Source organism: Bacillus sp. RC251, from assembly GCF_044908765.1.
In the GTDB taxonomy this organism is placed as follows: domain Bacteria; phylum Bacillota; class Bacilli; order Bacillales; family Bacillaceae_G; genus Bacillus_A; species Bacillus_A wiedmannii.
This window is the reverse complement of sequence record NZ_JBIYDP010000005.1, coordinates 150829-164780: the sequence shown is the minus strand read 5'-3', so window position 1 is coordinate 164780 and position 13952 is coordinate 150829. Positions and strand designations below refer to the sequence as shown.

Below are 13952 nucleotides of genomic sequence, written 5' to 3'. Positions count from 1 at the left end.
CGAGATGACATTGGCAATTGAAATGAAAGATGTAATGAAAAGCTTCAATGAAAAAACAGCACTTCGAAATGTAAATATTGAGGTAAAGCAAGGAGAGATTTTCGGATTCCTCGGACCGAGTGGATCTGGAAAAACAACAACAGTAAAGATTTTAACTTCTCAATTACTTCATAGCGTTGGAACGGTAAGAGTATTAGGGAAAGATATTACAGGGCCAAGCAGCATCGATTATAAACGAATTGGTATTTTAACAGACAACAGCGGTTTATATGAAAGACTTAGCATTTATGATAACTTACTATTATTTTGTGACTTATACGATTGTAAAAAAGAACGAATCGATGAAGTGCTAGCGCAAGTGAATCTATTAGATGATAAAAAAACACCAGTAAAGAAACTATCAAAAGGAATGAAGCAACGCGTCACACTAGCAAGAGCAATTCTTCATAAACCAGATATCCTCTTCTTAGACGAACCAACATCTGCACTCGATCCAGTAAACGTACAAAACATTCATAAAATCTTAAAAGACTTAAATAAAGAAGGAACGACGATTTTTTTAACGACGCACAACATGGACGAAGCAGAAACGCTTTGTAACCGCATTGCCTTTCTATGTAGCGGAGAAATTGTAGCGCTTGATACACCGGAGAACCTTCGCTTACAATACGCGAAAGATCAAATACAAGTCGTGTTAAAGGATAAGAAGAAAGAAACGGTACAAAAAGATGAATTAGGTGCAAAACGCATTTCAGAGTGGATGAAAAAAGGAGAACTATTATCCATTCATTCTTATGAGCCAACGTTAGGCGATATCTTTATTGAAGTTACTGGGAGGGGATTATAATGACATTTTCAATGAGACGTGTATCAGCTATTTTTAGAAAAGAAGTACAGGATTTTAAGACAAATTCACAAGTTTTGTTAATGGCATCTTTACCAATTATATTTGCATTTATATTTAGCCGATTTGGAGAAGGACAGGCAGGAGTTGGAATTATTACTTTAATGTCCTTTCTATTTGTAGCAGGGTTTGTTCAATCAATGGTAATTGCAGAAGAGAAAGAAAAACATACGTTACGTGTGTTAATGCTATCACCAGCTTCTTCTGTTGAAGTTCTTCTTGGGAAAAGTATATTAACAGCATGTTTAACGTTAGGTATTTCCATTGTAAACTTATTCATCTTAGATCAATTAAGTGGCAATCTCTTATTGCTAGCATTTATTTTCTTATGTGGAACAATTCTATTCATTTTAATTGGAACAGTGATTGGATTATTAGCTGAGTCTGTCCCGCAAACATCACTAATTGGAATGCCAATATTAATGACGATGTATTTAGCTGTACAATTTGAGCCAATGGTTGAAAATAAAGTAATTAAGACGATGATTAGTTATCTTCCAACATCTCATCTTGAAAAAGCGATTAAAATCTTAGTGGAGGGTGCTGGGTTTAGTAGTATTAGTGGGCATATGCTAAATGTTGGAGTGTGGCTCGTTATTTCACTTATTGCATGTTTAATCGTATATAAAAAGAAACAATTGGACTAAAAACTGAGCCGAAAGTGCTCAGTTTTTTATTTTTTCTATCATTTCCTCGGAAATTTTACAATTACTATACATATTTTTACAGATTTTGTCGAAAAGTAATTAGTTATACGTTGTATAGGATACGTGAATATTGTTCAAAATGATTGCTGAGGTGATGATGGAATGCGAGGAAGAAATAATAAAAAGTCGCAAAAGGTAGTACATTTATTTCAAAAAAGATGGGTGTTTCCGGCACTATACATTGCTTGTGCAGCGGTGATTTTAATGGTTGCGCTATGGTTCCAAGGAGCTAATCCGAAAAAGACTCCGAACCAAGATCAAGCAACACCGTATACACAATCGGAAGATCCAGCAGTACCAGTAACGAAATCTTCAGAAGTAGTGAAAATGCCAGCAGCCGCGAGTGCGGAGGTAGTCGTACAGAAGAAATTCTATGAAGATGCAGCAACTGAGGCGGAACAAGAAAAAGCACTTGTCTTTTATAACAACACATATTCCCCAAATAAAGGAATTGACATTGCTGCGAAGAATGGAAAAGAATTCGATGTAGCTGCTGCTTTAAGTGGTACAGTAACGAAAGCTGAAAAAGATTCACTTCTTGGTTATGTTGTAACAGTTGATAGTGGAAATGGTGTAGCAGTTTCTTATCAAAGCTTAGGCAGTGTGAAAGTAGAAAAAGGTGCACGAGTTGCACAAGGTGAAGTATTAGGAAAATCCGGTCTAAGTGCAATGAATAAAGAAGCAGGTTCTCACGTTCACTTTGAAGTACGTAAAGACAACGTGGCTGTGAACCCTGAGCGCTACTTAAATAAGTCAGTAGCAGAAATTAAAGCTGATGCAGGTGCTGCAAAGGCAACGAACGCTTCTGGTAAAAAAGCTGAAGACAAATCTCAAAAAGAAGAGAAGTCAACGAGCACGAAACCAGAAAATAAAACAGAAGACAAGTCTCAAAAAGAAGAGAAATCAACAAGCGGTTCGACTAGTGACAAAAAAGAAGAGCCGAAGAAAGAAGAAAAATCAACAAATGGTTCTACAGAATCATCTAACAGTTCTTCTTCACAAGAATAAGAAAGTGAAAAAATCAGTTCTCACTAGGAGAGCTGATTTTTTACTTTTACCCCGCATTAACGGGCAGTAAGACCCCTATTTCAAAATTCAGTGAAAGCTAAGAAGTTAGGTTAGGGGCAACTGCCCGTAAAAGCCCGATTGGTGAAGGCTAATAATCAGTGGGGGTGTCCCCCACTGATTAAAGTTTCACTTTATATAAAAATACTCAATTTCGAGAAAAAAGTTGCAATAACAAGGAAAAATGACGAGATTCTCGAATATATATTACAAAAGGGAGGGGATACTGTGTCATTTTTGTTTGTTCTGTCGACTGCTATTATTTTATTGTTTGTTTTATTCACTTTATATTATTATATTGCCAGTAAGAAAGAGGTTCCCCACCATCAATTGTTAGAAGAAGAATTGGAACGAGAAGAATGACGCCTTATATACAAGGTGTCATTTTTTTTCGTCAAAATAGTCAATGTTAACGTATTTCTCACAAAAAAACGTAATTTTTCTTAACTTAGTCCGCAAAAATAGTGAACATGTAGCATATATCAGTAGTGCGGGCAATACAATGGTATAAACCAAAGCAAAGAGAGTGTTTGAGGTGAGAAATCGTGAATCATTTCATTATAAATCCAAGAATGTTTAACGCTTACAAACAGCACTCACACTTACTTCTTAGTCGTATGCAGCGAGGCTCATTTCACACTTCTCACATCCAATTTAGGGAGGCGAGTGGTGTGCACGATTACATCAAAGAGAGAACTATCAAGATTGGTAAGTATATCGTGGAGACAAGAAAGACAGTGCGTGTCATTGCAAAGGAATTTGGGGTATCAAAGAGTACAGTCCATAAAGATTTAACGGAACGTCTACCAGAAATTAATCCAGAGCTCGCAAATGAAGTGAAAGAAATTCTTGATTACCATAAGTCTATTCGTCATTTAAGAGGCGGAGAAGCAACAAAGCAAAAGTATAGAAAAGAAGATGTAGAAAAGCCGGTCCGTCAATAAATATGCGATCGCAAACATTCCGTGTCAATTCGGTAATATTTTTCAGAAGAATTCTTTTTGCGAATATTACGTTTCTGTTAAATTTATGATAAAATCAGAAATTAGGTGTAAAAGAATTCGGGTGTAACCTGATTTTGAATATCGAGGAGGAAAAAACGGGAATGTTTGCGCGAGATATCGGAATTGACCTAGGTACGGCTAATGTATTAATCCATGTTAAAGGTAAGGGTATTGTATTAAATGAGCCATCTGTTGTTGCTATTGATCGTAACACAGGAAAAGTATTAGCAGTAGGTGAAGAAGCAAGAAGTATGGTGGGACGTACGCCTGGTAATATTGTAGCCATTCGTCCACTAAAAGATGGTGTAATCGCAGATTTCGAAATTACAGAAGCGATGTTAAAGTATTTCATTAACAAATTGGACGTAAAGAGCTTCTTTTCAAAACCTCGCATTTTAATTTGTTGTCCAACAAATATCACATCAGTAGAACAAAAAGCAATTCGTGAGGCTGCTGAACGTTCAGGTGGTAAAACAGTATTTTTAGAAGAAGAACCAAAAGTAGCCGCAGTTGGTGCTGGTATGGAAATCTTCCAACCAAGCGGTAACATGGTTGTTGATATTGGTGGAGGTACAACGGATATCGCTGTACTATCTATGGGTGATATTGTTACCTCTTCCTCTATCAAAATGGCTGGCGATAAGTTTGATATGGAGATCTTAAACTACGTTAAACGTAAGTATAAGCTATTAATTGGAGAACGTACTTCAGAAAATATTAAAATTAAAGTTGGTACAGTATTCCCAGGTGCACGTAGCGAAGAGCTTGAAATTCGCGGACGTGACATGGTAACGGGCTTACCACGTACAATTACAGTATGCTCTGAAGAAATTACAGAAGCACTAAAAGAAGACGCGGCTATCATTGTACAAGCTGCAAAAGGCGTACTAGAGCGCACGCCACCAGAACTATCTGCGGACATTATCGACCGTGGTGTTATTCTAACAGGCGGTGGAGCTTTACTACACGGTATCGACATGCTTCTAGCAGAAGAACTAAAAGTACCAGTATTAATTGCTGAAAACCCAATGCAATGTGTTGCGGTTGGTACAGGTATTATGTTAGAGAATATCGATAAATTACCACGTCGAGCTTTACGATAAAGTGAGGAGAACTAAGGTGTAAACCTTAGTTCTTTTTTTGTATTTTTATTTTTCTATTTCGATTTATTGAGAAAATAGAAGAAAAATAAAGAAAAACGAAGGATATAGGTAAAATATTCATATATATGGTTAAATTTAATATTTCCTTATTTGAAAACGTTTATAATATAATGAGTCGAATACGACATTAAGGCAAATCATGTTCAAATACATATTGCCTTTCCCTAATATGGGCATACACTCTTTTCTACCTCCGTGTCAGTTGCAAGTATATGCAGCTATTTTAAGGGAATAGAGTGTGTGCATTTTTTTATCCCTCTATTTACGGGCCAAAATAACTTAAACTCCGTAATTATGATATGTTCCCCTTAAGGTAGAGAGATTAAAAATAAAAATCTGTCTAGTTCCCTATACTCAATTGGGGACAGGTAGTTTAATTTTTTAAACGGTCGTATGTGATTATAATAATGCATGAAATGATTCACTTTTTCTAGTACAATAGAATTTGTAAGACGCACCTTCTTTTGGGTGTAGAATTCTTCCGACTTTATGGTGGAATGGAAGGATTCGATGACGGCATTATCGAAGCAGTTTCCTTTCCGGGGCATGCTTGTGATAATGCCTTTTTCTTCGGCTAAATCTTGAAAAGCATAAGAAGTATAAACAGATCCCTGATCGCTATGGAGGATAACTCCTTTTGCTTCTCGTTTCTCAAAGGCGGCTTGCAATGTCTCTAACACAAGGGATACATCTTGACTCTCCTTTATCCGATAGGCAATGATTTCGTTATTATACAAGTCCATAATTGTTGATAAATACATCATAGACTCCCCAAATGGTAAGTACGTAATATCCGTTACCCACTTCTGATTCGGTCGGTCTGCTTGGAAGTCTTGTTCTAAACGATTTGATACTACTTTTTGGCTATCTCCAAGAATCTTCACTTTCCATTTTGGTTTTACCCTGCACTGAAAATTATGTTTCTGCATAACCCTTTGTACGGTCTTTCGGTTGACGTTTACGGCTAGTTTCGTTCGTAATAACCCAGCGACGGTACGATGACCAATTCGAAATTGATAATTTGTACAAAGTTGGATTACCTTTTCTTCCAGAGATGACAAACCCCATGATTTTTTCCTCCAACGATAATAGGTGGCACGAGGTATGCCCATACAATCACAGATGAGACCAATGGGATAATGATTTTTCATTTCTTCTGCGAACGCCACGAAGACTTCTGGGACCATCTTCTTTCGATTTCCTGATACTTTTTTAACAATTCTACTTTCACCTCAAGATAAGCATTCGCGCGTTTTAATTCGTCCACTTCCGTTAAATCAGCAGGTCCCTTCCAAAAGCTGTATTGCTTGCCAATCGGTTGTGCTAATCGATGTTCCTCTCCACTTCGAAACCATTTCATCCATGTTTTGATCTGTGATACATCACGAATACCAAACTTCTCCATGATTTCACGATTGGTTAACTTTCCTTCCAACTTCAATTCAATCACTTGCTTCTTTACGGATTCGGGATAAAAATTTTTCTTTTTCCCCACAGAAAAACCCCTCCCACTGGTCGTTATATCTACATACGACAGTGGGGGTGTTTTATCCTTGTCTCACTTTATTGGGTCGCTCTACTTAGTGTGCGAATTCAGGAGGTGTTTTTTTCATGTACCACTATTCTGGTTCACTTCACTTTAAGAGGAGTTTTTTGATGTCCCGTGTTCATTCATATCGTCTAATCCATTCACAAGGTAAAACAGGAGAGGCTCCTATAGATTTAGCAATTCCCTCTCCGATTTCCGAACAATCTAAATATTATTTCGTCGTTTGGTTTTTTTCTTTTGAAGAAAAATTCTCCATAAAGGTGCCCCCTAATTGTTAGAACGTGTCAAACAATTAGGGGGCACCTTTATGGGAAAATAAGTAATTCTTTTTTTTATATAGAAATTGATGATATACTAATATTTGTTTTTATTATTTTGTAAGGAGTTAAAAATGAATATTTTAATTAGGTATGTATTATTATTCAGTTCAATGTTGCTTTTTGGAGTAGGTTTAATATTTCAAGAACCTATGGTCTTATTGGTAGCAACGTTGCTTATCTTTACTCATAATATAGCTTATTCGTTAAAAAAATTTTATGAGAGGATTATCTTTTTTTCCTTTAATGTGACGTTCTTTATCTTTTTAATAGGAAGAATAGTTGTTTCTGGTATTTTTGGATATAAAATTGAACTTAGGGGGCTGTTCGGTCTAGATTTTGAAGAGAAAGAAACCCTAAATATGGTTATTATTTGCTTGTACATTGCATTATTAGCTTTGTGTATAGGATATGCATTGATTCAAAAATATGATTTGAAATTTTTGCAGGCGAAAAAAGAGTTAAATCCGGGATATCTTCATTCGCTTAGATTTTTCAGCCTAGCATTTTTCTATTTTTGTATGGTGTTTCGTATTATTTATGTGTTTGAAATGAAACAGACAGCAGTAGCAGAAGGGTATTATGAAAGTTTCATGACATTCAAGTCCTCTTTACCATCTATTTTAGTACAGATTAGTCAAATGTACGATGTAGCATTTTTTGCTTACCTAGCAACTAAACCTACTAAAAAGAGGAGTTTATTCCCTGTATTGGTATATGTGGGAGAAGGGTTGTTATCTGCACTGGGAGGTAGACGATCGGTTTTAATACTTAATTTATTTATAGTCTTTATTTACTATTGTATAAGAAGTCTTCCGAAAGCAGAGAAAAAAGAGGAAAAGAAAGAGAAAGAGCAGAAATGGCTAGGGAAGTTTGAGTGGACATTAGCGTTGGTTGGAGTACCAGTATTAATGACTTTTATGACTATTATTGGTAAAGTAAGAGCGGATTTTGGTGGACAACGCGAATCTTCAGGTTTCTTTGATTCGATATCGGAATTTTTCTATTCGCAAGGGGTTAGTGCTAATGTTATCGGATACACAAAAGTGTATACAGAACAAATACCGCCAGGTAAATGGTATACCTTTGGACCTTTAGTAGAATTTATCGATGGCAGGATAATAAAACCGTTAAATGGAATGTCTAGAGAAGTTGGACAAACAGTAGAAATGGCAACTAATGGTCATCTATTTACACATGCGATTTCATTTTTAATTATGCCAACTGCATATTTAATGGGGTATGGATATGGATCATCATATATTGCAGAGTTATACACTGACTTTTCTTATTTTGGTGTATTTATTGGGAGTATAGTATATGGAATCATTATTTATGTTTTATACTATATGATAAGGTATTCTAATTATATAATGGTTATTTTCGCGTTAATGATGGCTAGATCTATTTTATTTGCTCCTCGTGCAGCAGCTTTATCATTTATCGTATCATCTTTCACGGTATCTAAAATAGCCGCATTTGTGATTATTATAATTGGATCTAAACTATTACATTCGCTTATTGGAAATAGAAGATTTGCTTTAAGTTAATAGAATATAATATTAAAAGAGATGGCTCAGGTCACTTCTTTTTTAGAACTAGATATAGTTATAAAAATAAAGAGGGACACGCCTATAGGTAGACGGTATTTAAAAAGTAAAATTAAGCAACCTGAGTTCTATATTTATATGGACTCAGGTTATTTAATTTCTTTTGAAATCTTTGATAGTTATAAAAGTATATATTTGCGTACGGAAAGAGTATAAGTAGAAATACTCTGACTTGAAATAACTGAAGAAGTTTTCTATGCAAGCATTGTCCCAACAGTTGCCCTTTCAAGACATACTTGTCTTTATTTGATATTTTTTAGTAATTGGTTGTATTGGCGGGATGTGTATTGAAACCCTGGAACTATGTAAGAGAATTCCTTTCACTTTCTAATGACAAACAATAAACAAAATGGGATAATAAACAATATGTCCAAGTGGTAAGACCAATATTATAAAAGGGGCGATTATTGTATGCTAAATATAGAACAAATTAAAGAAATCATTCCTCACCGCTATCCATTTTTACTTGTTGATAAAATATTAGAAGTAGATGAAGGAAAAAGAGCGGTTGGAATTAAAAATGTATCCGCAAACGAAGAATTCTTTAACGGTCATTTCCCTGACTATGCAGTTATGCCTGGTGTACTTATTGTAGAAGCATTAGCACAAGTAGGCGCTGTTGCTGTATTAAAGAAAGAAGAAAACCGCGGGAGACTTGCTTTCTTCGCTGGTATCGACAATTGTCGTTTCAAAAAACAAGTACGTCCAGGTGATCAACTTCGTCTAGAAGTAGAAATGACACGTGTACGTGGTCCAATCGGAAAAGGAAAAGCAATCGCAACAGTAGATGGTGAAGTTGCATGTGAAGCTGAAATTACATTTGCGATTGGTGATAAAAAAGAATAGATGTGAATTAAAAAAATTCTTCTGCAATAGGCGGAAGAATTTTTTTAATTCATGTATTTTATGTTCGAAATATTAAAATGCAGATTAGTCAGAATTATTATTGTAAATGAATGGAAATTCATATATAATGACGCTATAAATATCTTGAAATTAAGATAAATGATAGCGCGATAAAAATAGAGACGTGGTTGTCACATTATGAAGGTTATGAGATAGGACAAAGCTTATGATGATTGGTTATGATGAATTGTAGAGGAAAGTGATGGGGAATTTTAACAGTATTAGTAAATGAAAAATGGGCGTAGCATATCGGACATAGAGAGATAAAGGGGAAAGTGTCGCATTTTGAAAAGAGGAGATCATACCATGTTCGGGAGAAAAAAAAGAAGACCATTACGACAATTAATTACGCATAAAGAGCCTAAATCACGCATCACAGAACAATACCGTAACATTCGTACAAATATTGAATTTACATCTGTAGATAATCATATTCGTTCTATTATTTTTACTTCAGCAGATCCAGGGGATGGGAAAACAACAACAATCGCAAACTTAGCAGTTGTTTTTGGCCAGCAAGGAAAGAAGGTTTTAGTAATCGGAGCTGACTTGCGTAAGCCGACGCTTCAAAACTTATTTGCCATTCACAGTTCAAATGGATTAACGAACCTATTATCAGGACAAGCAAAATTGATGCAATGCATTCAAAAAACAGATATAGAGAATGTATACTTAATGGCGTCAGGACCAATCCCGCCCAACCCAGCTGAACTATTAGGCAGCCGGGTAATGGATGAGCTATTACTAGAAGCATATAACATGTTTGATATTATTTTGATCGATACACCACCGGTACTTGCAGTTACCGACGCACAAATACTTGCAAACAAATGCGATGGAATCGTACTTGTCGTACGCAGTGAAAAAACAGAAAAAGACAAAATCGTAAAAGCGAAGCAAATATTAGACAAAGCGTCCGGTAAAATACTTGGTGTCGTTTTAAATGATAAAAGAGAAGAAAAGAAACAATATGGATATTATTAGAATATAATATATATAATGGTAAATTCCTAGCTGATAAAAATTTTTATCAGCTTTTTGAATTTTTGTTAAATTTATCATTTTATTATATGAAAAGTATGATACAAAGGAAATTTTGGAAAATCGTTGGAATGTGTTGTCATATTTAAGATTATTTTGTAAGATTATATATGTTTTTAAATAACAATCGTACATAGATATTACTAAAATAAAAAAATGTAAGATTTATATGTTATAATTTTTGTTATGTGCAAATTTTAGAAAGTTGGAGGAACTTATGGAAGAAACAATTAGTTTGAAAGAGTTATTTCATATTTTAAAAAAACGTTTAGCAATGATCCTCGTAATTGCCTTTGGTGCAGCTATTGTAAGTGCTATCATTAGCTTCTTCTTTATGACACCAATCTATCAATCTTCGACGCAAATTCTTGTTAACCAAAAGAAACAAGAAGGGGCAATGATCCAAGCTGGTGAAGTTCAAACGAATATTCAATTAACGAATACATATAAGGTTATTATTAAAAGCCCAGTAATCTTAGATCAAGTGAATGAAAAATTAAATTTAAATATGACAGCGCAAGCTTTAACAAAGAAGATTAATGTTGCGAATGAAAAAGATTCACAAGTCATTTCCGTAACAGCTGAGGATAAAGATCCAAAAGTAGCGCGTGATATTGCAAATGCAACTGCAGATGTATTTAAAGGTGAAGTTGCAAAAATTATGAATGTGGATAATGTAACAGTACTATCTAAAGCGGAAGTTGCAGAAAATCAATCTCCAATTAAGCCACGTCCAATGTTAAATGTAGTAATTGCCTTTGTTGTTGGTTTAATGGCTTCAGTTGGTCTTGCATTCTTACTAGAATACTTAGATAACACAGTGAAAAAAGAAGAAGATGTAGAAAACTTACTTGGTTTACCAGTGTTAGGTATTGTAGCTCGTATGGATGAAGAAACAACGAACGTGAAATCACACGCTCCATCATCAAGAAAAGTGAGGGGACAAACAATTGGCTCTTAATTTATTTAAAAAGAAAAAAAATCATCGTCAACGTCGTCAATTAATTGCTCATCAACAACCGAAATCACCAATTTCAGAACAATATCGTAATATTCGAACGAATGTTGAATTTGCTTCTGTTGATACGAATTTACATTCGTTAATGGTGACGTCTGCGAACCCTAGTGAAGGGAAGACGACAACGACAGCGAATATGGCGGTTGTGTTCGCCCAACAAGGAAAGAAAGTATTATTAATCGATGCAGATATGCGTAAACCAGCGATGCATCAAATGTTTCAAGTCGATAATATTTTCGGATTAACGAACGTATTAACACATAGTGAACGTTTAGAAAAATGTGTACAAACGACTTCAGTTGATAATTTACACTTTTTAGCTTGTGGTCCAATCCCACCAAATCCAGCAGAATTGTTAGGGTCAAAATCGATGCAAGAACTTCTTGCACAAGCATACAGTATGTATGATTTAGTTATTTTTGACCTACCACCAATTTTAGCTGTAACTGACGCACAGATTATGGCGAATGTATGTGATGCTTCTATTCTTGTCGTTCGTAGTGAATCGACAGAAAAAGAAACGGCAGTAAAAGCAAAAGGTTTATTAGAATCGGCAAAAGGTAAACTGTTAGGCGTTGTTCTGAATGATCGTGAACGTGAGCAGGGCTTATATTATTACTACGGTGCAAATTAATTAAAAGAGTGAGATATGGGAAACATATCTCCTTTTTTCCCTTGAATATGAGACATCTCATATTCAAGGGAAAAAAGATTACTACAAGAGAGGGAGGATGAAATATATGATTGATTTACATTGTCACATTTTAGCTGGTATCGATGATGGTGCACAAACAGTAACAGATAGTTTAGCGATGGCACAACAAGCAGTGGCAGAAGGAATACATACAATTGTCGCAACGCCACACCACCAAAATGGAAAATATGTAAATGAGCGCACTTCTATTATTCATCAAGTGAAGCAATTAAATGATGAATTAGAGCAACATGACATCCCGCTGAAAGTTTTACCAGGGCAAGAGGTCAGGTTATACGGTGATTTATTAGAAGACTATGAAGCTGGTAAAATCGTTACTTTAAATGAAACAAATAAATACATATTCATTGAATTTCCATCTAATCATGTACCTCGTTATGCAGAACAACTATTGTATGAACTACGTGTAAAAGGAATGATCCCAATTATTGTTCATCCCGAACGTAATGCCGAGTTAATCGAGCGGCCAGATAAGTTATATAACCTTGTCAATAAGGGAGCTTTAACACAAGTGACGGCAGGAAGTCTCTTAGGTAAATTTGGGAAAAAGATTAAAAAATTCTCATTACAACTTGTTGAACACAATTTAACCCATATGATTGCATCGGATGCACATAACACAACGTCAAGGGGATTTCATCTAGCAGAGAGCTACGAACTAATAGAGAAAGAATTCGGTGCAAGTGTTATGAATGATTTAAGAGAGAATCCGTATTTAATAATTAGTGGGAAAGCAATTTATAAAGAAGATCCAGAACAAATTCGTCGTAAAAAGTTGTTTGGCATCTTTTAAATAATGAACAGGTGATGTCTCCTAACCGTTATCAATGGAGGCACTCGGTCGTGCTGTGGGTAGAAATTTTCATTTCGAACCTACCTTAGACGCTTGTTGTCGGGAGTATGACGTGAGGATGGGTTGGATGCCCATAATTTATTTGTAATAGAAACTCTACCTATGGAGTTATAAACATGACTCTATAGGTAGGGTTTTTGTTATTGTTACATGCGAATAAAAGGATGTAGGGGGGATACAATTGAAAAAAGTAAGAAAAGCGATTATTCCAGCAGCTGGTCTTGGAACAAGATTTTTACCAGCAACGAAAGCGATGCCGAAAGAAATGTTACCTATCGTCGATAAACCAACAATTCAATACATAGTAGAAGAAGCAATAGAATCAGGAATTGAAGATATTATTATTGTTACTGGAAAAGGAAAGCGCGCGATTGAAGATCATTTTGATCATTCATTCGAACTAGAACAAAACCTTTTAGAAAAAGGAAAGTATGAAATGCTTGAAAAGGTGCAAGCTTCTTCAAGAATTAATATTCATTACATAAGACAAAAAGAACCGAAAGGGCTTGGGCATGCAGTATGGTGTGCACGTAAGTTTATTGGAAATGAGCCATTTGCGGTATTACTTGGTGATGATATTGTACAAGCAGAAACGCCATGTTTACGTCAATTAATGGATCAATATGAAGGTACACAGTCGTCAGTTATTGGTGTACAAACAGTACCAGAAAACGAAACACATCGTTACGGTATTATCGATCCAGTTGAACAAAATGAACGTCGTTATCAAGTGCGTCAATTTGTTGAAAAACCAGCAGAAGGTACAGCGCCATCAAATTTAGCAATTATGGGTCGTTACGTATTAACGCCAGAAATCTTTATGTTCCTCGAAGATCAACAGACAGGTGCTGGTGGGGAAATTCAATTAACAGATGCAATTCAACGTTTAAATGAAATTCAACGTGTATTTGCTTATGATTTTGAAGGTACTCGTTATGATGTTGGGGAGAAGTTTGGTTTTATTAAGACTACGATTGATATGGCGCTTCAGCATGAAGAATTGAAAGAAGAATTGATGAAATATATGAATGAACTTGTACAAAAAGAAAAGGTACATGTATAGGGAAGCAAGTCCTTTTACTATCAATAAGATGTCAATT

14 protein-coding genes are annotated in these 13952 nt (G+C 35.3%); 13 read left to right on the top strand and 1 reads right to left on the bottom strand.

Going from position 1 to position 13952, the window contains the following annotated elements:
- Positions 1-4 precede the first annotated feature (4 nt).
- The 6 genes from ABH961_RS18670 (at position 5) to mreB (ending at position 4783) form a co-directional block, all read left to right on the top strand.
- Positions 5-847 carry an ABC transporter ATP-binding protein gene (locus ABH961_RS18670; protein ID WP_000170856.1) on the top strand — a complete coding sequence of 281 codons (843 nt, stop codon included), beginning with the start codon at positions 5-7 and terminating at the stop codon, positions 845-847.
- Entirely contained in the window at positions 847-1551 is a 705-nt protein-coding gene (locus ABH961_RS18665; protein WP_000144454.1) for an ABC transporter permease, read from the top strand. Before ABH961_RS18670 ends, ABH961_RS18665 begins: the two co-directional genes overlap by 1 nt.
- A gap of 162 nt (positions 1552-1713) precedes the next feature.
- Positions 1714-2619 carry a stage II sporulation protein SpoIIQ gene (gene spoIIQ / locus ABH961_RS18660; RefSeq protein ID WP_048542662.1) on the top strand — a complete coding sequence of 302 codons (906 nt, stop codon included), beginning with the start codon at positions 1714-1716 and terminating at the stop codon, positions 2617-2619.
- Between the two features lie 285 nt (positions 2620-2904).
- Entirely contained in the window at positions 2905-3039 is a 135-nt protein-coding gene (locus ABH961_RS18655) for a hypothetical protein (protein ID WP_000008907.1), read from the top strand.
- Between the two features lie 308 nt (positions 3040-3347).
- A complete protein-coding gene (gene spoIIID, locus ABH961_RS18650) occupies positions 3348-3620 on the top strand; it encodes a sporulation transcriptional regulator SpoIIID (RefSeq protein ID WP_000544012.1) in 273 nt (90 codons plus the stop codon).
- Positions 3621-3781: 161 nt separating this feature from the next.
- Positions 3782-4783 (top strand): rod shape-determining protein, encoded by a 1002-nt coding sequence (gene mreB / locus ABH961_RS18645; RefSeq protein ID WP_048542658.1) that lies wholly within the window; start codon positions 3782-3784, stop codon positions 4781-4783.
- A 368-nt stretch (positions 4784-5151) separates the two neighbouring features.
- Here mreB and ABH961_RS18640 read toward each other — a convergent pair.
- Positions 5152-6338 (bottom strand): IS3 family transposase gene (locus tag ABH961_RS18640; RefSeq protein ID WP_098136788.1). Its coding sequence is split into 2 segments (ribosomal slippage): positions 5152-6056 and positions 6056-6338, totalling 1188 coding nucleotides; the frame shifts between segments, so codons are not numbered across the junction.
- 445 nt (positions 6339-6783) lie between these two features.
- Here ABH961_RS18640 and ABH961_RS18635 point away from each other — a divergent pair.
- The 7 genes from ABH961_RS18635 (at position 6784) to bpsC (ending at position 13915) form a co-directional block, all read left to right on the top strand.
- On the top strand, positions 6784-8259 hold the full coding sequence (locus tag ABH961_RS18635) for an O-antigen polysaccharide polymerase Wzy family protein (protein WP_098122685.1): 1476 nt from the start codon (positions 6784-6786) through the stop codon (positions 8257-8259).
- A gap of 471 nt (positions 8260-8730) precedes the next feature.
- A complete protein-coding gene (gene fabZ, locus ABH961_RS18625) occupies positions 8731-9165 on the top strand; it encodes a 3-hydroxyacyl-ACP dehydratase FabZ (RefSeq protein ID WP_000931959.1) in 435 nt (144 codons plus the stop codon).
- Positions 9166-9531: 366 nt separating this feature from the next.
- Positions 9532-10209, top strand: coding sequence for a CpsD/CapB family tyrosine-protein kinase (locus ABH961_RS18620; RefSeq protein ID WP_404519779.1), 678 nt, complete (start codon positions 9532-9534; stop codon positions 10207-10209).
- A gap of 274 nt (positions 10210-10483) precedes the next feature.
- The gene (locus tag ABH961_RS18615) at positions 10484-11227 is read left to right on the top strand and encodes a YveK family protein (protein WP_098122686.1); all 744 of its coding nucleotides are present in this window, start codon (positions 10484-10486) and stop codon (positions 11225-11227) included.
- A complete protein-coding gene (locus ABH961_RS18610) occupies positions 11217-11918 on the top strand; it encodes a CpsD/CapB family tyrosine-protein kinase (protein WP_044791943.1) in 702 nt (233 codons plus the stop codon). Before ABH961_RS18615 ends, ABH961_RS18610 begins: the two co-directional genes overlap by 11 nt.
- A 106-nt stretch (positions 11919-12024) precedes the next feature.
- Complete coding sequence (locus ABH961_RS18605) at positions 12025-12792, top strand: tyrosine-protein phosphatase (RefSeq protein ID WP_404519777.1); 768 nt, start codon at positions 12025-12027, stop codon at positions 12790-12792.
- A gap of 241 nt (positions 12793-13033) precedes the next feature.
- Positions 13034-13915, top strand: a complete 882-nt coding sequence (bpsC, locus tag ABH961_RS18600) for a UTP--glucose-1-phosphate uridylyltransferase BpsC (RefSeq protein WP_098122688.1) — start codon at positions 13034-13036, stop codon at positions 13913-13915.
- The last annotated feature ends 37 nt before the right edge of the window (positions 13916-13952 follow it).

Excerpts from the sequence above, each read along its gene's own strand:
- ABH961_RS18670 (WP_000170856.1), top strand. The coding sequence starts at position 5 with ATGACATTGGCAATTGAAATGAAAGATGTAATGAAAAGCTTCAATGAA.
- ABH961_RS18635 (WP_098122685.1), top strand. The coding sequence starts at position 6,784 with ATGAATATTTTAATTAGGTATGTATTATTATTCAGTTCAATGTTGCTT.
- ABH961_RS18605 (WP_404519777.1), top strand. The coding sequence starts at position 12,025 with ATGATTGATTTACATTGTCACATTTTAGCTGGTATCGATGATGGTGCA.
- fabZ (WP_000931959.1), top strand. The coding sequence starts at position 8,731 with ATGCTAAATATAGAACAAATTAAAGAAATCATTCCTCACCGCTATCCA.
- ABH961_RS18665 (WP_000144454.1), top strand. The coding sequence starts at position 847 with ATGACATTTTCAATGAGACGTGTATCAGCTATTTTTAGAAAAGAAGTA.
- mreB (WP_048542658.1), top strand. The coding sequence starts at position 3,782 with ATGTTTGCGCGAGATATCGGAATTGACCTAGGTACGGCTAATGTATTA.
- spoIIQ (WP_048542662.1), top strand. The coding sequence starts at position 1,714 with ATGCGAGGAAGAAATAATAAAAAGTCGCAAAAGGTAGTACATTTATTT.
- ABH961_RS18620 (WP_404519779.1), top strand. The coding sequence starts at position 9,532 with ATGTTCGGGAGAAAAAAAAGAAGACCATTACGACAATTAATTACGCAT.
- ABH961_RS18615 (WP_098122686.1), top strand. The coding sequence starts at position 10,484 with ATGGAAGAAACAATTAGTTTGAAAGAGTTATTTCATATTTTAAAAAAA.